Origin of the sequence: Streptomyces sp. NBC_00620 (assembly GCF_026341825.1) — a bacterium.
GTDB lineage: Bacteria > Actinomycetota > Actinomycetes > Streptomycetales > Streptomycetaceae > Streptomyces.
On the sequence record NZ_JAPENY010000003.1, the window covers coordinates 100,616 to 126,128 of the forward strand.

Below are 25,513 nucleotides of genomic sequence, written 5' to 3' on the forward strand. Positions count from 1 at the left end.
ACGGCGGTTCGGGCAGCGGACGGCGGAGCTCGATGTCGATCGAGCTCCGCCGCTCGTGCTCACCGCCGTCCCTTGGCGTATCCAGCCGCGCCGGCCTGTCTCAGCGTGGCGTAAAGATGCTTCAACCTCCTGAAGCCGTGGCGCAGTTCGCGACAGCTGCGGCAGGCCCTTCCATCCCGCACCGAGCGCCGCTGCCCTTCGCGTCACGACGGAGCAAGTCGGGCGCGTAGTCCCTGTGCAGGCCGTTCCCCAACGTCTCGCGGCGACACCAGGGGAGACCCTCCGCGGGCGAGACTGAAAGCCCTTTCCCCCTCCGGCGGTCTTGAAGTCTTGAAGCCAACAGGGCGCGCGGGCGTACTAATGCCGACGAGAACCATTGACATCGCCATGACATGTGGCTTCACTCCCGAGGCAGGATCCCGGAACCGGTACCGGAACCGCTACCGGTACCGGTTCCGCTCACCCCCACCACTCCCCAAGGAGGAGTGCCGTGTTAGCAGATTTCCCCCGCACCACCGCAGACCGAGGGCGCATACGCCCTGGCTGGACGGCCGTGTTGGCGGCGTTCACCCTGGTCATCGCCGCGCTGTACGCCGCTTCGACACCGACCGGCGCGGACCGTTCGTCCCCCGCAGGAGCCCAAGTCGTCCGTGTGGCGGAGTTCCTGGCCGAGTGCCCCTACAGCCACCGTCTCCCGGACGATCCGATCGTCGCCCCCGGGCTGCCCGGCGCTTCCCACATGCACAGCTTCTTCGGCAGCCGGGTGACCAACGCCCACACCACGGTGACGAATCTGCTGGGTTCGGCCAGCACCTGCAGCCCGACCGTCGACACCTCGGCCTACTGGGTGCCGACCCTGTACCGCAACGACCAGGCGGTCGAGCCCACCGGAACCACTTTCTACTACCTCGGCGAGGGCGTGCGCGACGACATCATCCAGCGCACCCAGCCCCTCCCCCAGGGTCTGCGGATCGTCGCCGGCAACGCGAAGGCGACGGGTACGACCGACCCCACGTCCATCGCCCGCTGGTCGTGCCTGCACCACGGCGAGGTCAATCCTTCCAAGGACTTCGTGACCTGCCCGGCAGACTCGATGCTGGAGTCCTATCTCGACTTCCCGCAGTGCTGGAACGGCAGGGATCTGGACTCCGCGGACCACAAGAGCCACATGGCCTACCCGGTGAACGCCGAGTGCCCCGCCAGCCACCCGGTCCCCGTGCCGAAGCTGCGCCAGGTACTGCGCTACCCCGTCACAGGCAGCACCACCGGACTCCGTCTGGCATCCGGAGCCGGCTTCACCATGCACGCGGACTTCTTCAACGCCTGGCCCACGGCCGAGATGGCACGCAGGACCACGAACTGCATCAACGCCATCGTCAAGTGCGGTGCTGACGGCAATCCCTCCTGATCGGCGCGACCCACCTGCTCCGCACACGCGGGACACCTCACGCGTCACGGCCCCGAGACGGGAGACGAGCATGGCGGAACCCTCAGCACAGACGGGCCGTGGGGGCAGGGCACAGTTCGTAGCGACACTGCTGTGCGTTCTGTTGATCGTGTCCGGGTGTGCCGGCTCCCAGCAACGGGCCGGCACACCCGCCGAACCGACCATCACCAACAGCTCCCCAACGGGCGCTTCCGGAACGGCAGTCGGAGGCACGGGCACCTTCAGCACCACGGACATCGCATGGCTCCAGCTGCTGATAGCCATGGACGACCAGACCCAGTACGTCCTCGAACTCGCGCCACGCCACGGCGGCGAACCCGCGCTCCAGCACTGGGCCGCCGGTGTCGCCCGCGACAACCGGACCCACCTGACAGCCCTTCGCAAGCTCCTCACCACCACCGGCGTCCCGGACAACAACCCGCACGAGGGCCATGACATGCCGGGAATGGTCAACGCCGAGGAACTGCAGGCGCTCAGCAATGCGACGGGTTCGCCATTCGACCGACTGCTGCGATCCGCACTGCGCGAGCACTTCACCCACGCCGAGCAACTGTCGGACGAGCTGCGGAAGAACGGGGCCGACCCGCGGGTGAAGAAGCTCGCGACCACCGTGAAGAACTCGGCCGCGGCGCACCGGCAGAGCATGCCGTTGTAGGTGCCTCCCAGCGGGGTCAGGCAGCCTGACGGGCGCGCCCGGCATCCACCGGCTTGCGGGCTGCCGCGCGCAGATTCCGGCCTCGCCGGGTCAGTCCCCAGGGCTTGACGACCGAGATCACCGTCATGAAGAGGTAGGCGGACAGGGAGACGACCGGCCCGAACAGGACGTCTCCGGCGTCGGGCAGTGGATTGCCCGCGGCAACGGCGGTGACCGCGGAGTTCACCGCCGGGCGCAGCGCGAAGACGGTTGCGGTGGTGGTGGCCAGGGTCAGCCAGAACTTCGCATAGACCCATCGGTACCTCGCCAGTCCCCACGGCGTACCCAGGGACAGCAGCAGCCCGCTGAGGAGCGTAAGGAACGCGACCGGGAGCAGAAGCCAGTCGGCGAAGAGCTTCATGGCTCGGACGGATGCCTCCACCGTCACCGCGGACCCGGTGGTGGCCGCGGTGATCCCGAGCGCGAGCAGCCCGAGCGTGAGCCCGAGCCAGCTCGCGGAAGCGACTACGTGGACGACCAGGGAAGCCCGGCGTGCGGGGCGGCTCAGTTTCACCTGACACACGGTGCCGGGCGGAGGCGGCGAGCACGTCTGACAGCGGGAGTAACCCCGCGTACTGGCCTCGGCGTACGGGGCGGGACCGCAACTGGTCTGCTACGTCATGGAGCCCAGCGGGCCGCAGGTCAGTCGGTGATGGTGACGCACGGGAGGCCGACGCTGGCGCCCCCGCGGAAGCCTTCCGCGCAGAGCCGGGTGCCCGCAGGGAAGTGCCGTTGCGGGTAGGCCTGATCCCGGTACGTCCTGAACGCGGCGACGTCCTCGACCTTGGTGTTCGCGCTCCAGCCGTTGGTGGTCCACACCCGGGCGCTGATGCGGTGCGGCTGGTTGGTGTTGGTGACCGACACCTCGACCCTGCCCAGGTAGGTGCCGATGTCGTAGGTCTCGATACAGACCGAGTTGTTGCACCACTTGCCGGCAGCCGCCGCGGGCGGTCCTGCGGCGATGACGCAGCCGAGAGTCGCGGCTGCCACGCCGATTCCCGAGGCGATCTTCTTGGTGATGGAGTGCATGGAGAGCGACCTCAGCATTCTGTCCGGCCCGTGACGGAGCACGAGTCCTGTCGGCACATGTTCCGGGGGGCCGGTCGGATCGGCGTCGGCAGATGCGTGAGGCCCGAGCGGACCAACGCCGGACAAGATCATGAGTTACGCCGGTCCACTCCCCCTGCGCCACGTCCTCGCTGCCCGCCAGCCCGCGGACGGCAGACCGACTGAGGGCGCGCCGCACCCCGACTTGATAGGCAAGTCATTACTTGCCTATCCTGTGGTCGTGGCCGACGACCTCTTCAAAGCCTTGGCCGACCCCACCCGCCGTACCATCCTCGACGAGCTCACGGAGAAGTCCGGACAGACACTGTTCGAGATCTGCGCGCGACTGAGCATGAAGCATCAGCTCGGCATCTCACGCCAGGGGGTCTCCCAGCACCTCGCCGTACTGGAGGCCGCCGGGCTCGTCGAGACCAGGCGGGAGGGCCGCTACAAGTTCCACGACCTGAACACGGCCCCGCTGCGGCAGATAACCGAGCGATGGCCCGCGCCCGACCCATCCGGACCAACGGAGAGCACCCCATGAAGATCCATCTGACCAGCGTCTTCGTCGACGACCAGGCCAAGGCTCTGCACTTCTACACCGAGATCCTCGGCTTCGTGAAGAAGTACGACGTCCCGGTGGGCGAGAAGGACCGGTGGCTGACCGTCGTCTCACCCGACGAGCCCGGCGGCACCGAGCTCCTCCTGGAGCCCGCCGGCCACCCGGCCGTCAAGCCCTACCGCGACGCACTCGTCCAGGACGGCATCCCGCTCGCCCAGTTCGCCGTCGACGACGTGCAGGCGGAGTACGAGCGCCTGCGCGGCCTCGGCGTCCGCTTCACCCAGGAGCCCCTGGAGATGGGCCCCGTCACCACCGCCGTCTTCGACGACACCTGCGGCAACCTGATCCAGATCGCGACACAGCCGCAGTAGACGGTCGGCCGCGTACGGAGCTCGGCCTCGCCGGCGACTGATCCCTCGCCCTGGAATTCGCCGACGGCGTGGCCACGCGTGTTCAGGACAGGACACCACGGCTCAGCCCCGCAGCGGTTCCGCCAGTCGCACCAGCAGACCCGCGACCAGGGCGGTCTGGGCGGGCACGGTGTCCGGGTAGATGAACTCGCCCTGGGCATGGGCGCCGTCGCCGACAGCGCCCATGCCGCACAGCACGGGCAGGCCGAGGGCGGAGACGAAGTTGGCATCGCTGGCACCGCCGACGGCGGCGTCGGGCAACTCGTCGCGGCCCTGCTCGCGGGCGACCTCGCGAGCGAGGCCGAGGAGAGGGGCGGAGGCGGCGTTGAGGGTCATCGGCGGCCGGTTCCAGGCGTGGTCGATCTCGATGCGGACGCGCGGGTCGCCGACCTTGATGGCGTCCAACTCGGCGTCGACCCGGGCCTGTTCGGCCTCGCTGCTGACCCGGATGTCGACGCCCGCGGTGGCCTGCCCGGCGACGACGTTGATGGCGGAACCGCCCTTGATGAGCCCGGGGTTGATCGTGGTGCCCTTGTCGGGGGCGGCGACCGCCGCGGCGGCAACCACGAACTCGCAGAGCGCGGTGATCGCGCTCGCCCCGTCCTGAGGCGCGAGCCCGGCATGCGCCTTGATGCCGGTGGCCGTGACCCGGAAGATCCCGGAGCCCTTGCGGGCGGTCTTGACCGCGCCGTGGGCGGTCGGCTCCAGCACCAGGGTGACGTCGACCTTCTGCGCGACCTCCTCGATCACCCGCCGCGAGGACAGGGAGCCGATCTCCTCGTCGCCGTTGAAGAGGAAGGTGACGGTGGGCACGGGTACGCCGCTCTCCCGGGCCAGCTTCAGGGCCCAAATGCCTTGCGCAAGGCCGGTCTTCATGTCGAAGATGCCCGGCCCGCCGAGCTTGTCCCGACCGTCGCCCGACGGCTGCGGCTGCTCCCATCCGGCAAGGGTGCCGGTCGGCCATACGGTGTCGTAGTGGCCGACGAGCGCGACGTGCCCGGCGCCCGTGCCGGTGTAGGTCAACGTGAGCGTGTCGCCGCACTCGCCACCGGGGTGACGCTCTTCGCGGTCGGGTCGGCCGAGGTGGCGGACGGTCAGCTCGCGCAGGAGGTCCAGGCCCGCCGCGAGGCCGGGCAGATCGTAGCTGCCGGTCTCCTGGCGGACGAGGGTCAGGATGTCGGTGACGATCTCCGACGAGACGTCCTGGGCGCGGGCGGTGAGGGCGGCGGCGGGCGATGCGGTCATGGTCTGCTTTCTCGTACGAAGCCGGGGTGGCGCTTCTTGGCGGAGGGGCGGGCTCAGCCGATGCCGAACGGGATGCCCAGCAGGTACCAGGCCACGAAGAACGCGACCCAGACGACCCAGAGGACGGCGGCGATCGGGATGGTGAAGGAGGCCAGGGTGCCGATGCCCGCGGACTTGCGGTACTGCTGGATGAAGCCCAGGGCCATCACGAAGTACGGGCTCATCGGGGTGACGCAGTTGGTGACCGAGTCGGCGACGCGGTAGACGGCCTGGGTGGTCTCGGGCTCGATGCCGATGAGCATCAGCATGGGTACGAGCACCGGCGCGGCAAGCGCCCACAGCGCGGAGCCGCTGGTGATGAGGAGGTTCATGAACGTGATCAGTACAGCGATGCCGACCAGCACGGTCCAGCCGCTCATGTCCAGGTCGCGCAGCGTCTCGGCGCCCTTGACGGCGAGGATGTCGCCGATGTTCGTCCACTTGAAGTAGGCGAGGAACTGGGCGATCGCGAAGAACAGGACGAGGATCGGCGCCATCGAACGGGTGCCGTCGACCATCGCGGCGATGCTGTCGCGGGCGGCGGAGAAGGTGCCGGTCATCCGGCCGTAGACGGTGCCGAGTACGGCGAAGAACACGCCCAGGACGAGCGCCATCCCGCTGATCAGCGGGGAGTTGACGATGCCGCCTCCCTCGCCGCGCAGCGGTGAGGACGAGGGGACCATGGCCACCACCAGGAACGCGAGGAAGCCGATGGCGACCAGCCCGGTGGCACGCAGCGCACGCTGCTGCTGCTCGGTGACCTCGATCTCCGCCAGCTCAGCGGCGTTCGGCGCGGCGACCGGCTCGTCGGGCTCCAGGTCCGAGCGGCGGGCAAGGACCTTGTCGACGACGAGAGTGATCACGAGGGCCACCAGGACCGAGGAGCCGAGCCCGAAGAAGTAGTTGGCCACCGGCGTGACGACGTAGTCCGCGTCGATGGTGTGGGCGGCGGCGGTCGAGATCCCCGACAGCAGGACGTCGGTGGTGGTGAGCGACGGGGAGGCGTCGTAGCCGGCGGCGATCGAGACGTAGGCGACGACGCAGCCGAGCACCGGGCTGCGGCCGGCCGCGCGGAAGACCAGTGCGCCGAGCGGGATGAGGGTGACGTACGCGGCGTCGCCGGCGACATGGCTGACCATGGCCGTCATCGACAGGACGAAGGTGAGGTACCTGCCCGGCACCCGCGCGACCATGCGGCGCAGCAGGGCGGAGAACAGTCCGCTCTTCTCGGCGACGGCGATGCCGAACATCACGGTGAGGATGGTGGCCAGCGGCGGGAAGGCCGCGTAGTTGTCGACGGCCCCCTCGACGGCCATGGTGAGGCCGTCCTTGCTGAGCAGGTTCCGCACCTCGATGGTCTCGTGCGTGCCGGGGTGCAAGGCGCTGGCGCCGACCGCCGCCAACACCGCGCTGAGGACGGCGACGATCCCCGCGAGGATCCAGAACAGCCAGAAGGGGTTGGGGAGTTTGTTACCGACCTTCTCGATCGCCGTCAGACTCCGGAACGCGGTGCGCAGGGCCCTCGACTGTGGCTCGGTCGGCTGAGGCTGAGCGGAGGTGACACTCATCGGTACCTCTTGATGCATTGGGGGGACGTTCCTGCGAACAATGGCATCCGAGTGAGAGATTCTCTATCCCCTGGATGTAACATTGGGATTAATCGGCAGTCTAAGGTGGGGCACCATGACCCGTCCTCTCCTCGACGAGCTCGACCGGCGCCTCATCGGCGCGCTGCACCTGGCACCCCGGGCCACCTGGGACGACATCGGCGAGATCCTCGCCGCCGACGCCAGCACGCTCAAACGCCGGTACGACCGGTTGCACGAGGCGCGGATGGTCCGCGTGATCGGGCAGTCCGACTGGGGCATGCACTCCACGGCGATGCCCGTCCACGTCTTCCTGGACATCACCGGCGAGACCCCGCTCGCCGTCCTCCACCGCCTCCGCGACCTGCCCCACCTCCAGCTCCTGGCACAGATCTCCGGCGACTACCCGCTCTACGCCGTCGTGCACGCCCCGTCCGAGGCCGCCACCAGCGAGGCGATCGACCGGATGTTCTCCGTCCCCGGCGTCCGCCGCGTCAACGCCCTGCCCGCCCTCAGCACCCTGCGCCGGGGTATCAACTGGGACCCCCAGTTCCTCACCGACACCGAACGCGCCGGCCTGCTGAAACTCACCGGCGCCCGCCCCGAGGGCACCGCGACCGCGACACCCCCCGCGAAACCACTCAGCGAGGCTGAACGCACCGTCGTCGCCCAGCTGATCCAGGACAGCCGCGCATCAGCGGCGAGCATCGCCCGAGCCGCCGGCCTGGCCACCTCCACCGCGCATCGCGTCGTCCGCCGGGTCCTCGACGAGGGATGGGTCAAACCGCGCCTGGAGATCGTGTCCGAATGGCTCGGCTTCCGGACCGCATTCATCCTCCGCCTGCGCGTGGCTCCGGGTGAAACCCCCGACGTCATGCGCCGTATCGACCAGCTCCCCCAGACCCGGCTCGCCGCCCACGTGGCCAGCGACATGTCCGTCCTCGCCACCGGCCTGGTCGCCGACCGCTCCGCCCTGGCGCTCTTCGTCGACAACGAACTGGCCCGGATCCCCGGCCTCATGGCTGTCAGCGTCGACGTCATGCTCGCCGAACCGCGCCGCTACTGGCTGGACCGGGACCTGGCCTCCGGTCTCGGCGAATTCCACGCGCCGACGCTGCTGTAGGTCCCGATGACGCCGGCCATCATGGCCCCTTACTCCGTGGCGTCGAAGTTCCAGACAGCTCGGGCGCCCGGGCCCACGGTGAGCGTCGACCGGCCGATCCGTTCCTCGTGCCGGTACTCCACGGGCCGGTTGAGCGACAGTCCGATCTGCCGCAGGCCGGCTCGGTGTTGCTGCACGGGTCGGCGATGCCCTGGTCCCGCAGCCGCTCCGTCACCGTCACGAGGTCGCCGGCACGCTCGGCCGAGATCCCCATCCCGGTGGAGCCGAAGGTGCCGTCCTGGCCGGGCAAATCACCGACGCCGAACAGTTCGAGGTAGGTCTCGCGGCCCATCAGATAGCGCAATCGCCCCGATAAGGCACTCCTGCCTCCATCGCCCACCTTGGGCGGCACCGGCCGGGCCGCGGTGTCGAGGGTCTGACGACGGGATTCGGGGGCACTCGTAGCGCACCACAACGAAAAGAGGGAGCGTCTCCATGCTTGGTATAGCGGCGGCAGTGCTGTTCTTCATCGCCTTTTTGATCAACGCTGCCGAGATCGACACGAACGACACGTTCACGTCGGTGAATGTCATGCTCCTCGGCCTCACCGTACTGGCGCTGCATGTGGCGGGTATCGGCAGCGGGTGGGGCAGCCGGGCACGCAGGCGCTGACGGACCCCGGGGCCGCCAATTGCCCGTCTGAGCACCGTGGTTCGTTGGAGAGACCGCGCGGGGGTACCTAGTACAGAACTCCGATTGCGCGAGGGCTGGCCAGAAGCCCGTGCATGAGGCCACTATCTGGCTTGATACCGCGGAGCGGACCGCGCACTCAAGTCGAGCGTGTCCGCCCGCCATTGACCACAACGTCCAGCCCGTCCGCCCCACATCGGCACAGCGCAGAGAGAAAGACCACCATGGCCGAGACCACGCCTTCAAGCGTCTCGTCTCCCGTCGGGGGCGCCCAGTGACGGCCGCCCGAATCCCCGGCCTGATCCTGCCGGTCGCCTTTCTCCTCGCTGCTGTGATCGGCGCCGTGTGGTACTGGCGGCACCGGGGCGAGTAGGCCGGTTTCGGACACCGGCTCCCCCGGCCTAACCCAGCGTCGGCTGCTGTGTTGAAGTCGAAGTCAGGACGCCGATTTTGTCGATGCGGTGCTCGGGGTTCCCTCTGTCGTCGCGCCAGTGGTTTCCGGCCGCGTTGTCCTCGAGTGTCGCGCAGGTGGAGATGGTGATCATGGCTTGAGCGGGGCGCTTGCCCGGGAAGCCCGGGACCGCTGCCCGCTGTTCGGCGAGCGAGCGGTCGGAGCGGAAGGAGGTGGTTCTGCTCTCGGTGATCTCGTACTCGTAGACCGTGCCGCCCGAGGTGACGAAGACCGAGTCGCCTTCATCCAGGGCGGGGAGCTCGCGCAGCGGACCGCCGGCGGAGAGGCGGTGGGCCGTGACGAGGTAGTTGCCGACCTCGCCGGGGCCGACACCGCCACGGCTGCCGTACGGGCTGGCGGCGACGCCGCGGTTCTGGATCCGCGTGCCTGGCCAGTCGTCGGTCGTCCCCTCGTAGGAGACGACGCGCAGGTCCTCGAGGGCGATCGCGGGTATGGCGAGCAAGGCGGTCCGGGCCTGGGTGTTGGTCCCGCCGGGGGCCGGCTTCGCAGTAGTGGTGGCGGGGGTCGGCTCGACGGTCGACGCTGCCGGGGAGGTGTCCGAGGAGGGCGTGGCGGGCGTGGCCGCCGACGTGGTCCTGGTGGCCGCGGCGGTTTCCTCGGCGGCGCCATCGGTGGAGCAGCCCAGGAGTACGAGGATGATGCCGCCACTGCTGAGCGCGGCGGGAAAAGCTCCGGAACGGGGCATGGCACTCGGGATCGGTAGCCGGGGTCGTGTCGCGCCACACTGCGTGGAGAGTGGCTGCCTCAAGAAGAAGAACGGCATGCTCAGGTCGGGAGTTCCCGTACCGGGCACTGACGGAAGCCCCGTGCCACCTCCCACCGGCGGAGGGCCGCCCTCACAACCCGGCCTGGCCAGTGGATCATCTCGCGCCGCAGAACCCGGCACAGGCATACTCGGACCTCGCAGGCGCACCGGCATCCACCGGTATCGGAGGTACGTGTAGTGGTGTCGCCGGGAGCGGAGCCTCGGAGGGTGACGATCCACGATGTCGCCCGTTCCGCGGGTGTGTCCCGGCAGACCGTGTCGCGGGCACTCAACGACCAGGACGGGATCGACGGCTCCACCAAACAGCGCGTACTGGACGCCGCTCTCGAACTCGGCTACCGGCCGAGCAGGTCCGCCCGCGGGCTGGTCCGGCAGGACACCACCACCGTCGGCCTTGTGATCCCGGACCTGCTCAACCCGTACTTCTCCGAGAGCGCCGCGGCCGCCCTGGAAGCGGCGCGGGCCCGCGGCTGACACGTGGTCGTCTACGACACCGCGGACAGCGCCGAGGAGGAGCTCGCACGCTGCAGGTGATCGGTTCCCAAGTCGACGCGGTCGTCGGCTACTTCAGTCGGCCCGAGCAGGAGATCGACTTACTCACCCGCGGCATCCCGGTGGTACTCATCGGGCGTGCGCACAAGACCGCGCGGTTCAGCTCGATCCGGATAGACGGGCGGGACGGCGTCCACGCGGCGGTCGCGCACCTCGTCGCGCGCGGGCATGAGCGGATCGGCATGCTCGACCACGACGGCCCCGTCGAACCGAGCGTCCGGCGCGAGTGGTTCGGGGCGGCCGCCGAGGCCCTCGGGATCGAGGCCGACGCGGTGCTCGGTTCGACCCAGTCGGCCGACGGTGGCGGGGAGGCGCTCGAGGCCTTGCTCACCCTCCGTCCCGACATCACCGCGGTGTTCACCTTCAACGACATCATCGCGATGGGCGCGCTGCGCGAGTCGCGCCGCCTGGGCAGGCGCGTCCCGGAGGACCTCGCGGTGATCGGCTTCGACGGTCTGCAACTGGGCAAGATGGTTGAGCCTCCGCTCTCCACGGTCGCCCTCGACACGCGCAGAGTGGGCGCACTGGCCCTCGAGCAGGCCGCCCGGCTGCTGACCGGGGCCGACCTGCTCGATGGCGAAGACCTCGTCGTCCGGGCGGAGTTGCTGCTGCGCGGATCCGCGTAGCCGGCTCCGACTCCCTCGTCGCCAGGGCTGAACTGCCGCTGCGCGCGGCCCGGTCGAGCCGCCGTCGGACGGCTCCGCCGAACCGGATCCGAGCGTCTCCGCCGTACGAATGGCTTCACACCGAAAACCCCGGCGGCGCAGACTTCCCGCCAACCCCGTCATCGCAGGTCGAAAGGCACTTCTTCGTTTTCGGAGAAACTATCCACAGGCATCAGGTCTGTGGATCCGGGCTCGGGTTGCGGCCCGCTCGGTGTCAGCCGCCACAGCAGCAACGGGGTCACCCGCCGATAGGCCGCGGGATTGACCGCGCCCAGCCAGTGCGAGGCTCGGACCGTGGCGCCGTGTCCGTGGGCACCGCGGCCCGACGCCGATGAAGATCTCCGAAACCTCCACCGCGGATCGGTCGATCACCCAGACTTCGTCTTGTTTCCCCAGTGACGAAGGGACGGTGAGCATGGCGAACAGCGCTCTTCTCGTGATGGACGTCCAACGGGACATCGTGGGCATCGCCGACGACGGCTCCGGATACCTGCCGCGCCTGCGCAGGGCGATCGACGGCGCCCGCGTGGCGGGCATTCCCGTGATCTACGTGGTCATCGCGTTACGGCCGGGCGATCCGGAAGTCAGCCCCCGCAACAGGGTGATCACCAACGCCGTGCGGGCCGGCCTCTTCACCGAGGGCGCCCCCGGCACCGGGATCCACCCCGACATCGCGCCCCAGCAGGGCGACGTCGTGGTCACCAAGAGACGGGGAAGCGCGTTCTCCGGCAGCGACTTCGACCTGGTCCTCAGGGCTCGCGACATCGACAGCCTTGTCCTCACCGGGATCGCCACCAGCGGCGTGGTGCTGTCCACCCTGTGCCGCGCCATCGACCTGGATTTCGGCCTCACCGTCCTGCCGGACGCCTGCCTCGACACCGACCCCGAGGTGCACCGGTTCCTGACCGAGAAGCTGTTCCCGCAGTGGGCAGATGTCATCGCCGTCGAGGACTGGCTCAAAGCCATCGCACCGCAATAGCGGGAGGCTGTCCGGGGACAGGCCCTGATACTCGACCCCTCACGTCCTGGCCATGACGTCACTGTCTGCACGTACGGCCTCGACATGCGTCCTCTGCCAGTACGGTGAAGGCGAGGTCTATCGGTTGAGGTGCACCTTGTCTGCGCGAGTCGGTCGGAGGAAGCGATGAGCGGGGAAGGTCGCGGGGGCTCCAAGCAGCATCTGCCCAAGCTGCGGCTGGATGAGCTGCTGGATGAGTTGCAGGCGCGGATCGACGCGGCGCGGGGGACGCAGGACCGGGTGCACAACCTGCTGGAGGCGGTGCTGTCGGTCGGCGGGGAGCTGGATCTGCCGCAGGTGCTGCGGCGCATCGTCGAGGCCGCAGTAGTGCTGGTGGACGCCGAGTACGGGGCGCTGGGCGTGATCGGTGACGACCTTCGGCTGTCGGAGTTCCTGACGGTGGGCATGGGCGATGAACAACGCGCGGAGATCGGTGACCTGCCCAGCGGCCACGGCATCCTCGGCGAGCTGATCCGGCACCCCGAGCCGCTGCGGCTCCCGGAACTCTCCCAGCACCCGTCCTCGTACGGCTTTCCGGCCCATCACCCGCCGATGCACTCGTTCCTGGGTGTGCCCATCCGGGTGCGCGACAGGGTGTTCGGGAACATCTACCTCACCGAGAAGCGCGGTGCTGAAGAGTTCGACGCCGAGGACGAGTCGGTGCTTTCCACGCTCGCCGTGGCGGCCGGGGTGGCCATCGAGAACGCGCGGCTGTACGAGGAGACCCGGCTGCGTGAGCGCTGGATGCGGGCCAGTGGCGAGGTCACGAGCACGCTGCTGTCGGGCGCTCCCAGTGCCGAGGTACTTGAACTGATCGTCGAGCAGGCCCGGGAGATCGCCTCGGCCGACATCGGGATGATCGCGGAATACGTGTCCGGAGCGGCGGAGCTGCGGCCGGTGCTCGCGGTCGGGTCGGACGCCGAGCGGCGCAGCGGGCTGGTCCTTTCCGCCGAGGAGGGTTTCGTCGGGGCCGCGCTCACTGCGGCGGAGCCGGTGGTCAGCGCCGACATCGAGCACGACGTCCGCACCGGTGAGGGAGAGTCGCACTGGGCCGGGCTCGGCCCAGTGGTCGCGGTGCCCCTCGGCGCCGGAGGGAAAGCCCGCGGGGTGTTGCTGCTGGGGCGTCTGGCGGGCCGTACGCCGTTCTCGGACGACGACACCGGGCCGCTGCTCGGCTTCGCCGGCCAGGCGGCGCTGGCACTGGAGCTGGCTGAACGCCGCCGGGACGCGGAACAGATCACGCTGCTCCAGGACCGCGACCGGATCGCGCGCGATCTGCACGACCTGGCGATCCAGCGGCTCTTCGCGGCCGGCATGACCCTGCAGAGCACCCAGCGGTTCATGGACCACCCCGAGGGCACGGAACGGCTGTCGCGGACCGTCGACGACCTCGACGACACCATCAAGATCATTCGGTCCACCATCTTCGGGCTGCGTGCGCACGGCGGCCGGACCAAGGAGGACAGCGGTCTGCGCGCCCGGGTGTCCGACGCCGTGAAGGCCGCCGCCACGTCGTTCGGCTTCACTCCCGCGTTGCGGATCGAGGGCCTTGTCGACACCGATGTCCCCGGCGGCGTAGCGGATCACGCGCTCGCCGTGCTCGGCGAGGCGCTCAGCAACGCGGCTCGGCACTCGGGCGCGCGCTCCGTCGACGTCCATCTGCGGTACGCCAAGGGCGAGTTGGCACTCACGGTGACGGACGACGGCTGCGGAGTACCCGACGGGGTGACGCGCAGCGGGCTGAAGAACATCGAGGAACGGGCTCGCGCACTTGGCGGCACGCTCACACTCGGCGAACGGCCGCAGGGCGGCGGTACCCAGCTGGTGTGGCGCGTGCCGACGGGCTCACAAGGGGGCTGAGGTGACCAGGGGGCTCGTACGGCCCCATGCCATCCCCGACGACCCGGGTGTGCGTCACCTCGCAGGGCGTCCACCGGAGTCGGGATGTTCGAGGTGGGAGGCGAGGACCGCTGCCTGGACCCGGCGTTGGACGCCCAGTTTGGCCAGCAGGCGGGAGATGTGGTTCTTGACGGTCTTCTCCGAGAGATAGAGCTTCTTGCCGATCTCACGGTTGGTGAGCCCGTCCCCGATGAGCGCGAGGATGTCCCGCTCGCGCGGCGAGAGGCTGGCCAGTTCGGGGGCGATGGCCGGGGTGTCTGCGGGGTCCGCACGCAGGGAGCGCATCAGCCGGGCGGTCGTCGCGGGGTCGAGCATGGACTGGCCCGAGGCGACGGTGCGTACCGCCGAGACCAGGTCGGAGCCCCTGATCTGCTTGAGCACGTAGCCCGAGGCCCCGGCCATGATCGCGTCGAGCAGCGCGTCCTCGTCGTCGAACGACGTCAGCATCAGCACGGCCAGCTCCGGCATCTGGCTGCGCAGCTCGCGGCAGACGGTGATCCCGTCGCCGTCGGGGAGGCGTACGTCGAGGACGGCGACGTCCGGACGAAGGGCCGGGCCGCGCAGGAGTGCATGCTCGACGTTCTCGGCGTCGCCGACCACCGAGATGTCCGGTTCGGCGTCCAGGAGGTCGGACAGGCCGCGTCGTACGACCTCGTGGTCGTCCAGCAGGAAGACACGGATCGGGTTCTGCTCCGTGAAGGTGCGTGCCTCGGCCATGACGACCCCTTGTTCCCCGGTGACTGACGGACTGCGGGCTGTCCGTCAGGACGATCATCACTCGCCGGGACCGGATGCACTAGGGCCGACCGGCCCCACTCGTACCCACATTGCGCCCTCGCCGGCCCGGGGTCGCGTCGGATTCGGGGGTGCGCTCACAGGCGGCTGCCGCTGCCGTACGGCGCGTACAGGTCCAGCAGCCGGGTACGGGCCGAGCGCAGGCGATGGGCGAGGATGTCACCCACCCATTGGGCGACCGTGCGGCCCAGGACTGGGTCGTCCTGGCACATGGCCCGTACGGCCACGGCGTCGAACTCGTACGCCCGTACAGGCGTCGTGGTCTCGGCACCAAGATGCCAGGCGTGCGGCGCGAACAGCCAGGACCATCCGACCAGTTCGTTGTGTCCGAGGGTCTCGATGACGGCCGCCCGGCGGCCGGGCACGTGCATGTCGAGGTCGATCGTGCCGGTGCGGATGATCCAGAACCGGTCGGCGCGGCGGCCCTCCTCGAAGAGGCGGATTCCCTGGGGGAACGACACCTCGCGGGCAATGCGCATGAGCCGTTCCCGGTGCTCGGCGGGCAGTGCCCGCAGCATGCTGGAAGTGGGCGAAGCGTTCATGACGGGCCTCCAAGACGGGCGTACTCACCTGCCGCTTCCAGCGTGTGCCGGTGCCGCGGTGCGAACCATGGGCCACCCGGCCCCACGACCGGGCCACCCGGCACCACACGAGAGGCCTTCGGCTCCCTTTGCCGCCCCCTGCCCCGATCCGATCGTTGGACCGCGCGGGTGACCAACGGGTCCTGGGCCGAAGGGTCCCCTGCAGGGGCTGTACGGCCCCTGCGCACGGGCGCGTTCCTGCATAAGGCTCAGTACGAGATCGGGCAGGACCGGACACAGGAGGTTGCCCACCATGCTTCGGCACATCACCACGGGAATCGACGGATCCGCCGAGAGTCTCGCCGCCGCGCACTGGGCGGCCCGTGCGGCCGCGCGTCGCGGCGTCTCGCTGAGTCTCGTGCACGCCTGGAAGTGGCACCCACGTCCCGCCCCCTCCGTCCCCGCGGACCGGAGCGAGCGTGACTGGGCCGAAGAGACCCTGGACCGGGCCGCGAGCAGCATCCGTGCGGCGCACCCCGGGCTACGGGTCGTCGAGCGGCTGGTGCCCGACTCTGCGGCAGCCGCCCTCCTTGCGGCGGCCGGGGACGCGGAGCTGCTGGTGCTCGGGTCGCGCGGTCTGAGCGGCGTCGCGGGATTCATGGTCGGCTCGGTGTCCCAGCGGGTCGTCGCCAGGTCCTCCCGCCCCGTGGTGCTCGTACGCGCGGGCGAAAGCTCCGCCGACGAACACCTCCCCGCCCTGGACGGCATCTCGCCCGAGGAGATACCCGAGACCCCGTATCGCGATGTCGTCCTCGGCCTGGACACCCAGCGCCCCTGTGACGAGCTGATCGAATTCGCCTTCGAGTCCGCTCGGCGCTGTGGCGCCACGCTGCACGTGATCCACGCCTTCGGTACGGCGCGGGTAGAGCCGGCCGACGGACCGTGGGCCCCGGTGTCCGGGCCGGAGCTGCTTGCGGCACGGGAACGCACCGTGGCCGCGACGCTGCGCCCGTGGTGCGAGAAGTTCCCGGGAGTCTCCGTGATCGAGACCGTCTCCGAAGGGCGGGCCGCCACCGCGCTGGTACGCGCGTCGGCCGGAGCCTCCCTCGTCGTCGTGGGGCGCCGGACACGGGAGGGCCACCTCGGCACGCACGTCGGCGCCGTCACTCACGCGGTGCTGCACCACGTCGGCTGTCCCGTGGCCGTCGTCCCGCACGACTGAACCAACGCCGTGACGGTGCTCCGGGCACCCAACGGCCCCAGGGAGGAAAAGTCATGACCACGCGTCACGTCATCGTCGGTGTGGACGGCTCAGTCATCGCCGTACGAGCACTGGACCTGGCCGCCGACGAGGCGGCCCTGCACGCGACCGCTCTGGAGATCGTGTACGCCGTGCCCGACCTCGACGAGGCCGGACCGGTGCTGGCATCCGCCGCCTCGCGGGTGGGCTACCGCCACCCGGACCTGCCGGTCGTCACCGTCCCTGTCGAGGGACACTCGGCGGCCGTACTGGCGGAACGCGGACGGGAGGCCGCGCTGACCGTCGTCGGCTGCCGGAGCCTCGGCGGGTTCGCTGGCACGCTGTTCGGCTCGGTGAGCCGGCGCCTGGCCGCGCACGCTCATGGCCCGCTGCTGGTCGTACGAGGCGACTCTCCGCCGCACCTGCACAACGAGGTCCTGCTCGTCCTCGACGCCGAGGACGACGTGGACACGGCCGCGTACGCCATGCAGGAAGCGGAACGCCGCAGCGCCGGACTGCGAATCCTTCGGTCCTCGGCGCATCGGCACCCCGCTCCGGCGCCGGTGCCGCAGCGCCGACGCGAAGGGACCGCGTCGCACTTCCGGACCGCCGGCGACGTTCTGGTGGAACTGGGCGAGCAGCACCCTCGCGTCCACGTGGAGACCCAGGACACCGCCCCCGCTTCGACGCAGACGCTGCTGGAGGCCACACGTACGGCCGACCTCGTAGTGATCGGTTGCCGAGCCAGTCTGGGCGGGTATGGCCGCCAACTCGGTTCAGTGGCTCGTACGTTGCTGCATCGCGCGCACTGCCCGGTGCTGGTCGTTCCCGCCGGGCAGGAGAGCGGCACGCCCTCCCCCTCGTGAAGGGATGCGCACCGGCTTCACCGGGCGCACGTACCGACATGGGCCGAACGGCCCCACGGACCGGGTCGGACGGCGAGGTCTCTGTGCGCTGACCGGCCCTCCCGGCGCCCGGCGCGCGTCACGAGTATCGGAAGCGAGGCATTCCAGTGCGGAGCAAGGGAGAGAACCGGCGATGACTGCAACGGTGACAGCTGGGACCCGGGCGCCCCAGGCATGGCATGGCTTCGCCGGGACGCGGTGGCGCGAGCGCATCGACGTACGCGACTTCATCCAGGCCAACTACACGCCGTACGAGGGCGATTCCGCCTTCCTGACGGGTCCGACGGACCGCACCCGAGCCGTGTGGGAGAAGGTCAGCGCCCTGTTCCCGGAGGAGCGGCGCAGGGGCATCCTCGACGTCGACACCGCGACTCCGTCGACGATCACTTCGCACGCACCCGGATACATCGACCGCGAGAGGGAGTTGATCGTCGGCCTGCAGACCGACGCCCCGCTGAAACGCGCGATCATGCCGAACGGCGGCCTGCGGATGGTCGAGAGCGGGCTGAAGGCGTACGGGTACGAGCCCGACCCCTTTGTCACGCGCGTGTTCGGGACCTACCGAAAGACCCACAACGACGGTGTCTTCGACGCATACACCCACGAAATGCGGGCCGCCCGCAAGGCCGGGATCATCACCGGACTGCCGGATGCCTACGGACGCGGCCGGATCATCGGCGACTACCGGAGGGTGGCGCTGTACGGAACCGCCCGGCTCATGGAGGCCAAGCGGGCCGAACGTGCCCTGCTGGATGCTCAGTCCTCGACGGAGCACATCATCCGGGACCGCGAGGAACTCGCCGAGCAGATACGTGCGTTGGGTGAGCTGACCGAGATGGCGGCCTCGTACGGCTGCGATGTCTCCCGCCCGGCCACCAACGCCCACGAGGCCGTGCAGTGGCTCTACCTCGGCTACCTCGCCGCCGTGAAGGAGCAGAACGGTGCCGCGATGTCGCTGGGCCGCACCTCCACCTTCCTGGACGTCTACCTCCAGCGGGACCTGGACGAGGGGGTCCTCGACGAGTCCCGTGCCCAGGAGCTGATCGACGACTTCGTGATCAAGCTGCGGATCGTACGGTTCCTGCGCACCCCCGAGTACGACGCGCTGTTCTCCGGCGACCCGACCTGGGTGACGGAGTCCATCGGCGGCATCGGCGAGGACGGCCGATCGCTGGTCACCCGCACCTCCTTCCGCTTCCTCCAGACGCTCTACAACCTCGGCCCCGCGCCGGAACCCAACCTGACCGTGCTGTGGTCGCCCCGACTGCCGCCGGGCTTCAAGGAGTTCTGCGCCCAGGTGTCGATCGACACCAGCGCCGTCCAGTACGAGTCCGACGACCTGATGCGTCCGAACACCGGCGACGACACCGCGATCGCCTGCTGTGTGTCGGCGATGGCGGTCGGGAAGCAGATGCAGTTCTTCGGCGCCCGGGTCAACCTCGCCAAAGCGCTGCTCTACGCGATCAACGGCGGCCGGGACGAGATGAACGGCGAGCAGATCGCGCCCAACACGCCCGCGCTGACCGGCGAGTACCTGGAGTACGAGGAGCTGACGGCGGCGTACGACCGGGTGCTCGACTGGCTGGCGGCGACGTACGTCAACACGCTCAACGTCATCCACTTCATGCACGACAAGTACGCCTACGAGCGTGTGGAGATGGCGCTGCACGACCACCCCGTCCACCGCTTCATGGCCTGCGGCATCGCCGGTCTGTCCGTCGCCGCCGACAGCCTTTCCGCGGTCAAGTACGCACGGGTGAAGGTGATCCGGGACGAGACGGGGCTGGCGGTGGACTTCGAGACCGAGGGCGGCTGGCCGGCGTACGGCAACAACGACGACCGGGCGGACGACATCGCGGTCGGCCTGGTCGAGTCCTTCATGGCCAAGGTTCGCGAGCACCCCACCCACCGGGACGCGGAGCACACGCAGTCGGTGCTGACGATCACGTCCAACGTCGTCTACGGCAAGCACACCGGCAACACGCCCGACGGCCGGCGCGCCGGACAGCCCTTCGCGCCCGGCGCCAACCCCATGAACGGCCGTGACCGCCACGGGGTGGCCGCCTCCGCGCTCTCGGTCGCCAAGCTGCCGTACGAGCAGGCCCGCGACGGCATCTCACTGACCACGACGATCACACCCGAGGGTCTGGGCCACCACCCGAGCGAACGCGCGGGCAACCTGGTCGGCATCCTCGACGCGTACACGGCCTCCGGCGGCTTCCACATGAACGTCAACGTGCTGGACCGGGCCACGCTGGAGGACGCGATGGAACACCCGGAGAAATACCCGGAGTTGACCATCCGGGTCTCCGGATACGCCGTCAACTTCGTCCGCCTGACCCGCGAGCAGCAGCTCGACGTGATCAGCCGCACCTTCCACGGATCGCTGTGAAGACCACGGTGGCGGGCCGGATCCACTCCTGGGACCTGTCCACCGGCGTGGACGGTCCCGGGACCCGGTTCGTCCTCTTCGTCAGCGGCTGCCCGCTGCGCTGCCTGTACTGCGCCAACCCTGACACCTGGCACATGCGGGACGGGCGGGACGTCACGGTCGACGAGGTGATGGCGGAGATCGAGAAGTGCCAGGGCTTCGTCACCACGGCCGGCGGAGGGGTGACGCTCACGGGCGGCGAGCCGCTGCTCCAACCCGCCTTCAGCGCCGAGATCCTGCGCCGTTGCAAGGAAGCCGGACTGCACACGGCGCTCGACACCTCCGGCTTCCTGGGCACCCGCGCGACCGACGAACTCCTCGCCGACACCGACCTGGTGCTCCTGGACATCAAGTCCTTCGACGTCAACACGTATCGGAAACTGACCGGCGGCGAACTGGCGCCCACCCTCAAATTCGCCACCCGCCTCGATCGCCTGGGTACTGCGGTGTGGATTCGCTATGTCCTCGTCCCCGGCTGGACCGACGACCGGGAGGCCGTCGACGGCCTGGCCCGGTTCGTCGCCGGCCTCGGCAATGTCGAGCGGGTCGACGTCCTGCCCTTCCACAAACTCGGTGCCGCCAAGTACGAGGCTCTCGGCCTTCCCTTCCCGCTGCGGGACAACCCGGGTCCCGACCCGAGGCTGATCGAGCGGGTCCGCGACCAGTTCGGTGCGTACGGGCTGGCGGCCTACTGAGCGCGGCTCCACTCGCGGTAGGCGGCCAGGGCGGTCGGCAGGGTGGGGAAGATCAGGTCGGGGCCGACCGACTTCGTCAGGCCGTACGCCTCCAGGTCGTCCATGAGGTCCTGCTTCACCCGGGCGAGGGCGAAGACCACGCCCCGCCGGGTCAGTTCGTGGCGCAGGGCGTCCACGGCGTCCAGGGCGGTGATGTCGACCTCCACATTGGCCTCGGTGTTGAGGACGAACCAGCGGACCGGTTCGGTCTGTTCCTCGACGGCGGCCAGGGCCCGGCGGTGGAAGTTCTCCGCGTTGGCGAAGAAGAGCGGCGAGTCGTAGCGGTAGACCACCAGGCCGGGGATCGTACGGGCCTGGGGGTAGTCGTCCACGTCGTGCATGCCGGCCACGCCGGGCACCACCCCCTCGACGGCGTCGTGCGGGCGGGCCACGCGGGTCAGCAACTCCGCGACGGACAGGCCGACGGCGACGATCACGCCGTACAGGATGTCCAGGGCCAGGACGCCGACCAGGCAGCCGAGCGCCAGCAGCAGCTCCCGGCGGCGGAAGGATGCCAGTCGTCGGAAGCCCGCCAGGTCGATCATGCGGACGGCGGCGTACACGACGAGCGCGCCCAGGACGGCCGACGGGGTGCGGGACAGCAGTGGGCTGAGGAAGAGCAGGACGGCGAGGATCGCCGCGCCGGCGACCAGCGAGTACGCCTGGCTGCGGGCGCCCGCCGAAGCAGCGAGCGCGGTCCGGCTGGCGCTGCTGCTCACGGGAAAGCCGTGCACGGTGCCCGCGCCGAGGTTGGCCGCGCCCAGGGCCAGCAGTTCCTGATTGGGGTCCAGCGCTGTGCCCTCCTCCTCGCGGTCACGGAAGGCCCGCGCGGTGAGGATGAAGTCGGTGTAGCCGACGAGGAGAACACCGAGGGCGGGCAACAGCAGGTGCGACAGCTCGGTCAGGTCCGGCACGGCGAAGCCGGGCAGCCCCGACGGGACCTCGCCGATCACCTTGATGCCGTGCCGGTCGTCGAGGTCGAAGACGGCCACGGCCGCGGTGCCCAGCACCACTGCCAGCAGGGGGCCGGGCACCGCGGGGAAGAATCGCGCCACCGTGAACAGGAACGCGAGTACGGCGGCGGCGAACACCAGCGTGGGCGCATGGGTCTCCGACAGGTGTCGTACGAAGGACCAGAGCTTGGAGAAGAAGGCCGAGCCCGTCGTCGCTACGCCGGTGAGCTTGGGCAACTGGTCCACCATCATGATCAGCGCTACGCCCGCGAGATAGCCGATCAGCACCGGCCGGGAGAGCAGGTCCGCGACGAAGCCCAGCCGCACCGCCCACGCCAACAGGCACAGCAGCCCGACGGTCACCGCGAGGGCGGCCGCCAGCACGGCGTACCGGTCCGGATCCCCGGCGGCGAGCGGCCCCACCACGGTGGCCGTCATGAGCGCGGTCGTCGACTCGGGGCCCACCGACAGCAGGCGCGAGGAACCGAGCACGGCGTACAGCGCGAGTGCGGGCAGGATCGCCCAGAGCCCGGCGACCGGCGGCAGGCCTGCCACGCCCGCGTACGCCATGACCTGCGGCACGAGATACGCGGCCACCGTCACGCCGGCCAGCAGGTCGCCCTTCAGCCATGAGCGCCGGTAGCCCAGGAGAGTGGCGAGTCCGGGCGTCAGGTGGCGCCACCCCGGAACGTGTCCGCCCGAGCTCTGGGACATGAGCCTCCTTCTGCCGAGTGACCTCGGGATCAACCGGCCGGACGACGTGTGTGCGACCTCAGGATCCACCGGCCGGCCGACGTCCGCGAGACGCCGGCCGGTACGGGGAAGGACCGTACGCCGCCCCGCCCCCGTACCGGCGGCCCAACAGGCCCTACCGAAAGGGCCGTTCAGCCCCATGGTCACGGACCTTCGGCATCCGGCGACACCTGCCCGGCGCGACAAGAGTGTGCGGTGTCAGGCATCGACCGGATCGTTCCCGAAGGGATCACCACCATGGCCGTACACGAGCACCCTCACCGGAGCCCGGGGTTCCACCTGCCGTCGCTCCGCAGGAACTGGAACACCTCCGCCCCGGAGTCCGCCGTGTCGGCTCGCACCGGCACGCACACCGCGCGGGCCTACGCCTTCGCCTCTCTGCGCCTGCTCACCGGGTTCGCCTTCCTGTGGGCCTTCCTCGACAAGACCTTCGGCTTCGGCTACGCCACTCCGTCGGGCAAGGGCTGGATCGACGGCGGTTCGCCGACCATGGGGTTCCTCAGCGGCGTGGCCGCCGGGCCGATGGAGTCGACCTTCCACTCCTGGGCCGGTGACACCTGGGCGAACTGGCTGTTCATGGCCGGACTGCTCGGCGTCGGCCTGGCCCTCGTCGGCGGTTTCGCGCTCCGGCTCGCGGCCGTCGCGGGCACCGCTCTGATGGCGCTGATGTGGATCGCCGAGTGGCCGCCCGCCAGGCACCTCTCCGACGGCTCGGCAAGCATGTCCTCGAACCCCTTCGTCGACTACCACCTGATCTACGCCATCGTCCTGATCGCCCTCGCGCTGGCCTCCGCCGGCGACACCCTCGGTGCCGGGAAGCTCTGGGCCAAGCTGCCGTTCGTCCGCACCAACGGCTGGCTCCGCTGACCACGGCAGGACGCGGCGGGACCCGACACGGGCCCGCCGCGTCCGCCGGGCATAGGGCCGAACGGCCCCGGCCGGGTACCTCCGGCCCCTGCACCACGCTTCCATTCGACACGACGCTGGAATCGGAAACCCCGATTCAGGAGGTGGAGACCATGGCACGCACCGTCATCGTGGGCCTCGACGGCTCGCCCGAGAGCCGGGCGGCCGCGGAATGGGCGGCACGTGAGGCCAAGCTGCGCGGACTGCCGCTGAAGCTGGTCCACGTCTGGGAGCCCGTTCCGGAGCCCATGGCGCAGGCGCCGCTCCTCGGTGCCGAGACGCAGCAGCACTGGAGCGAGCGGATTCCGCGCGAGTCCGCCGAGGGTCTCCGGCTGCGGCACCCCGGTGTGGAGATCACCGCCGAGCAGTTCTCCGGCCGGCCCGCCGACGTGCTGACCAGCCAGGCGAAGGACGCCGCACTGCTCGTCCTGGGCTCCCGCGGGATGAGCGGGATCGGCGGGTTCCTGGTGGGTTCGGTCGGCCAGGGCGTCCTGGCGCACGCGGAGCGGCCCGTGGTCCTGGTCCGCGCCGGGGAACAGGCCGCGGACGAGCACCTGGCGGACCCGGCGGGCATCGCGTCCGCCGCCGGCCCGTACCGGCCGGTGGTCCTGGGGCTGGCCACCGACGACCCGGATCCCTCGCTCGTCGAGTTCGCCTTCGATGCGGCGGACCGCCGCGCCACCTCCCTGCGGGTCGTCCACGGCTGGAACCCGCCGCCCTACTACGCGTACGGCCTCGCCGCAGACATCGAACTCCACGACCAGCTGTCCCGGCAGGAGGCCACCACCCTGAGCGACGTCCTGCGCCCGTGGCGGCAGAAGTTCCCCTCGGTCGAGGTCGTCGAGGAGCCCCGGTACGGAACGGCCGCGAACCACCTGGTCGACGCCTCTCGCGAAGCCTCCCTGGTCGTGGTGGGCCGTCGGATCCGGCGCAATCCCCTGGGCTCCCACATCGGCCCGGTCACGCACGCCGTCCTGCACCACTCCACCGCCCCCGTCGCCGTCGTCGCGCACGGCTGACGTGCCCTGAGGAGAGAACATCATGAAGGCAGCGGTCGTACGGGCGTTCGGTGAGCCCCTGGTCATCGAGGAACGCCCCGACCCCGAACCCGGCCCCGGCCAGGTCCGTGTCCGCGTCGAGGCATGCGGGCTGTGCCACACCGACATCCACGCCGCCCGCGGCGACTGGCCCGTCAAACCCACTCCGCCGTTCGTCCCCGGCCACGAGGGCGTCGGCCTCGTCGAGAAGCTCGGCGACGGCGTCACCCACCTCGCCCTCGGCCAGCGGGTCGCCGTGCCCTGGCTGGGCAAGGCCTGCGGTCGGTGCGAGCACTGCCTGTCCGGCTGGGAGACGCTGTGCGAGCAGCAGATCAACACCGGGTACGGCTGCGACGGCGGGTACGCCGAGAAGATGCTGGCCTGGGCCGACTTCGCCCAGCCGGTGCCCCAGGGCATCAGCGCACTTGAGGCCGCCCCGCTGACCTGCGCCGGCGTCACCACGTACAAGGCCCTCAAGGTCGCGGACGTCCGGCCCACCCAGCTCGTCGCCATCTCCGGTGTCGGCGGACTCGGCCACCTGGCGGTGCAGTACGCGAAGATCGCCGGGGCGCAGGTGGCGGCGATCGACGTCACGGACGAGAAGCTCGAACTCGCCGCGGAACTCGGCGCCGACCTCGTCATCGACGCCCGCAAACACGATGTGGGCGAGGTGCTCCAGCGGTACGGCGGCGCGCACGCGGCCATCGCGCTCGCGGTGAACGAGGCCGCGTTCGCCGCGGCCAACTCCGGGCTGCGGCGCGGCGGCAAACTGGTGATGGTGGCCCTACCGGCGCACGGCACCGTCCAGGTCCCGATCTTCGACACCGTTCTCAGAGGCACCTCGGTGATCGGCTCGATCGTGGGTACCCGGCAGGACCTGGCCGAGGTCTTCCAGCTCCACGCGGCCGGCCGTACCAAGGTCATCTACGAGTCGCGGCCCCTCGCGACGGTCAACGAGTCCATCGACGACGTGCTGCGCGGCGAGATCAAGGCCAGGATCGTCTTCGATCTCGGTGCAGGAAGGTTCGGTGCAGGAGGGTGAGG

23 protein-coding genes and 2 pseudogenes are annotated in these 25,513 nt (G+C 70.0%); 16 read left to right on the forward strand and 9 right to left on the reverse strand.

The genetic code is table 11. The features are described 5' to 3' along the window. Nucleotides 1–586: 586 nt before the first annotated feature. Together OG246_RS31790 and OG246_RS31795 are read left to right on the forward strand one after the other, a co-directional pair. A complete protein-coding gene (locus OG246_RS31790; protein ID WP_266474885.1) occupies nt 587–1,408 on the forward strand; it encodes a DUF1996 domain-containing protein in 822 nt (273 codons plus the stop codon). Between the two features lie 70 nt (nt 1,409–1,478). Beyond that, nucleotides 1,479–2,102, forward strand: a complete 624-nt coding sequence (locus OG246_RS31795) for a DUF305 domain-containing protein (RefSeq protein ID WP_266471270.1) — start codon at nt 1,479–1,481, stop codon at nt 2,100–2,102. A 16-nt stretch (nt 2,103–2,118) separates the two neighbouring features. Here OG246_RS31795 and OG246_RS31800 read toward each other — a convergent pair whose 3' ends face one another. Continuing rightward, the gene (locus tag OG246_RS31800) at nt 2,119–2,655 is read right to left on the reverse strand and encodes a DUF2269 domain-containing protein (protein WP_266471273.1); all 537 of its coding nucleotides are present in this window, start codon (nt 2,653–2,655) and stop codon (nt 2,119–2,121) included. Nucleotides 2,656–2,783: 128 nt separating this feature from the next. Next, nucleotides 2,784–3,170, reverse strand: coding sequence for a hypothetical protein (locus OG246_RS31805; protein ID WP_266471276.1), 387 nt, complete (start codon nt 3,168–3,170; stop codon nt 2,784–2,786). Nucleotides 3,171–3,429: 259 nt separating this feature from the next. Here OG246_RS31805 and OG246_RS31810 point away from each other — a divergent pair, with 259 nt between their 5' ends. After that, a complete protein-coding gene (locus OG246_RS31810; protein ID WP_266471279.1) occupies nt 3,430–3,732 on the forward strand; it encodes a helix-turn-helix transcriptional regulator in 303 nt (100 codons plus the stop codon). Beyond that, complete coding sequence (locus OG246_RS31815; RefSeq protein WP_266471281.1) at nt 3,729–4,121, forward strand: VOC family protein; 393 nt, start codon at nt 3,729–3,731, stop codon at nt 4,119–4,121. The genes OG246_RS31810 and OG246_RS31815 overlap by 4 nt, the downstream gene beginning before the upstream one ends. Before the next feature lie 102 nt (nt 4,122–4,223). Here the strand turns inward: OG246_RS31815 and OG246_RS31820 are convergent, their stop codons facing one another. Both OG246_RS31820 and OG246_RS31825 read right to left on the reverse strand, forming a co-directional pair. Further along, nucleotides 4,224–5,405, reverse strand: coding sequence for a M20 family metallopeptidase (locus tag OG246_RS31820; RefSeq protein WP_266471283.1), 1,182 nt, complete (start codon nt 5,403–5,405; stop codon nt 4,224–4,226). A gap of 53 nt (nt 5,406–5,458) precedes the next feature. After that, complete coding sequence (locus OG246_RS31825) at nt 5,459–7,012, reverse strand: AbgT family transporter (RefSeq protein ID WP_266471286.1); 1,554 nt, start codon at nt 7,010–7,012, stop codon at nt 5,459–5,461. A gap of 115 nt (nt 7,013–7,127) precedes the next feature. Here OG246_RS31825 and OG246_RS31830 point away from each other — a divergent pair, with 115 nt between their 5' ends. Then, nucleotides 7,128–8,153: an Lrp/AsnC family transcriptional regulator gene (locus OG246_RS31830; protein WP_266471289.1), complete on the forward strand. Its 1,026-nt coding sequence runs from the start codon at nt 7,128–7,130 to the stop codon at nt 8,151–8,153. Between the two features lie 29 nt (nt 8,154–8,182). On the opposite strand, the pseudogene OG246_RS31835 reads toward OG246_RS31830, so the two are convergent. Next, nucleotides 8,183–8,493 (reverse strand): annotated as a pseudogene (locus tag OG246_RS31835) (DUF5829 family protein); the annotation flags it as partial. A gap of 134 nt (nt 8,494–8,627) precedes the next feature. Between OG246_RS31835 and OG246_RS31840 the strand changes: the two are divergent. Continuing rightward, nucleotides 8,628–8,804, forward strand: coding sequence for a hypothetical protein (locus OG246_RS31840; RefSeq protein ID WP_266471293.1), 177 nt, complete (start codon nt 8,628–8,630; stop codon nt 8,802–8,804). 419 nt (nt 8,805–9,223) lie between these two features. On the opposite strand, the gene OG246_RS31845 is transcribed toward OG246_RS31840, so the two are convergent. Next, entirely contained in the window at nt 9,224–9,979 is a 756-nt protein-coding gene (locus OG246_RS31845) for a class E sortase (protein WP_266471296.1), read from the reverse strand. Between the two features lie 261 nt (nt 9,980–10,240). On the opposite strand from OG246_RS31845, the pseudogene OG246_RS31850 reads away from it, so the two are divergent. The 3 genes and pseudogenes from OG246_RS31850 (at nt 10,241) to OG246_RS31860 (ending at nt 14,155) form a co-directional block, all read left to right on the forward strand. After that, nucleotides 10,241–11,238 (forward strand): annotated as a pseudogene (locus OG246_RS31850) (LacI family DNA-binding transcriptional regulator). Nucleotides 11,239–11,692: 454 nt separating this feature from the next. Then, nucleotides 11,693–12,256 carry a cysteine hydrolase family protein gene (locus tag OG246_RS31855; RefSeq protein WP_266471299.1) on the forward strand — a complete coding sequence of 188 codons (564 nt, stop codon included), beginning with the start codon at nt 11,693–11,695 and terminating at the stop codon, nt 12,254–12,256. 165 nt (nt 12,257–12,421) lie between these two features. Further along, a complete protein-coding gene (locus OG246_RS31860; RefSeq protein WP_266471300.1) occupies nt 12,422–14,155 on the forward strand; it encodes a GAF domain-containing protein in 1,734 nt (577 codons plus the stop codon). 54 nt (nt 14,156–14,209) lie between these two features. Here the strand turns inward: OG246_RS31860 and OG246_RS31865 are convergent, their stop codons facing one another. Together OG246_RS31865 and OG246_RS31870 are read right to left on the reverse strand one after the other, a co-directional pair. After that, a complete protein-coding gene (locus OG246_RS31865) occupies nt 14,210–14,911 on the reverse strand; it encodes a response regulator transcription factor (RefSeq protein ID WP_266471302.1) in 702 nt (233 codons plus the stop codon). A 155-nt stretch (nt 14,912–15,066) separates the two neighbouring features. After that, on the reverse strand, nt 15,067–15,531 hold the full coding sequence (locus OG246_RS31870) for a cyclic nucleotide-binding domain-containing protein (protein WP_266471305.1): 465 nt from the start codon (nt 15,529–15,531) through the stop codon (nt 15,067–15,069). Between the two features lie 292 nt (nt 15,532–15,823). Between OG246_RS31870 and OG246_RS31875 the strand changes: the two genes are divergently transcribed. The 4 genes from OG246_RS31875 (at nt 15,824) to pflA (ending at nt 20,781) form a co-directional block, all read left to right on the forward strand. Next, entirely contained in the window at nt 15,824–16,732 is a 909-nt protein-coding gene (locus OG246_RS31875) for a universal stress protein (protein ID WP_266471308.1), read from the forward strand. A gap of 53 nt (nt 16,733–16,785) precedes the next feature. Next, nucleotides 16,786–17,616: a universal stress protein gene (locus tag OG246_RS31880; protein WP_266471312.1), complete on the forward strand. Its 831-nt coding sequence runs from the start codon at nt 16,786–16,788 to the stop codon at nt 17,614–17,616. 172 nt (nt 17,617–17,788) lie between these two features. Then, nucleotides 17,789–20,047: a formate C-acetyltransferase gene (gene pflB / locus OG246_RS31885; RefSeq protein ID WP_266471314.1), complete on the forward strand. Its 2,259-nt coding sequence runs from the start codon at nt 17,789–17,791 to the stop codon at nt 20,045–20,047. Further along, on the forward strand, nt 20,044–20,781 hold the full coding sequence (gene pflA, locus OG246_RS31890; protein WP_323178351.1) for a pyruvate formate-lyase-activating protein: 738 nt from the start codon (nt 20,044–20,046) through the stop codon (nt 20,779–20,781). Before pflB ends, pflA begins: the two co-directional genes overlap by 4 nt. On the opposite strand, the gene OG246_RS31895 is transcribed toward pflA, so the two are convergent. Continuing rightward, complete coding sequence (locus tag OG246_RS31895; protein WP_266471316.1) at nt 20,775–22,487, reverse strand: SulP family inorganic anion transporter; 1,713 nt, start codon at nt 22,485–22,487, stop codon at nt 20,775–20,777. The genes pflA and OG246_RS31895 overlap by 7 nt on opposite strands. Nucleotides 22,488–22,763: 276 nt before the next feature. On the opposite strand from OG246_RS31895, the gene OG246_RS31900 reads away from it, so the two are divergent. The 3 genes from OG246_RS31900 (at nt 22,764) to adhP (ending at nt 25,511) form a co-directional block, all read left to right on the forward strand. Next, nucleotides 22,764–23,393: a hypothetical protein gene (locus OG246_RS31900; protein WP_266474889.1), complete on the forward strand. Its 630-nt coding sequence runs from the start codon at nt 22,764–22,766 to the stop codon at nt 23,391–23,393. A gap of 152 nt (nt 23,394–23,545) precedes the next feature. Then, on the forward strand, nt 23,546–24,451 hold the full coding sequence (locus OG246_RS31905) for a universal stress protein (RefSeq protein WP_266471319.1): 906 nt from the start codon (nt 23,546–23,548) through the stop codon (nt 24,449–24,451). A 22-nt stretch (nt 24,452–24,473) separates the two neighbouring features. After that, nucleotides 24,474–25,511 (forward strand): alcohol dehydrogenase AdhP, encoded by a 1,038-nt coding sequence (gene adhP, locus OG246_RS31910; protein WP_266471321.1) that lies wholly within the window; start codon nt 24,474–24,476, stop codon nt 25,509–25,511. The last annotated feature ends 2 nt before the right edge of the window (nt 25,512–25,513 follow it).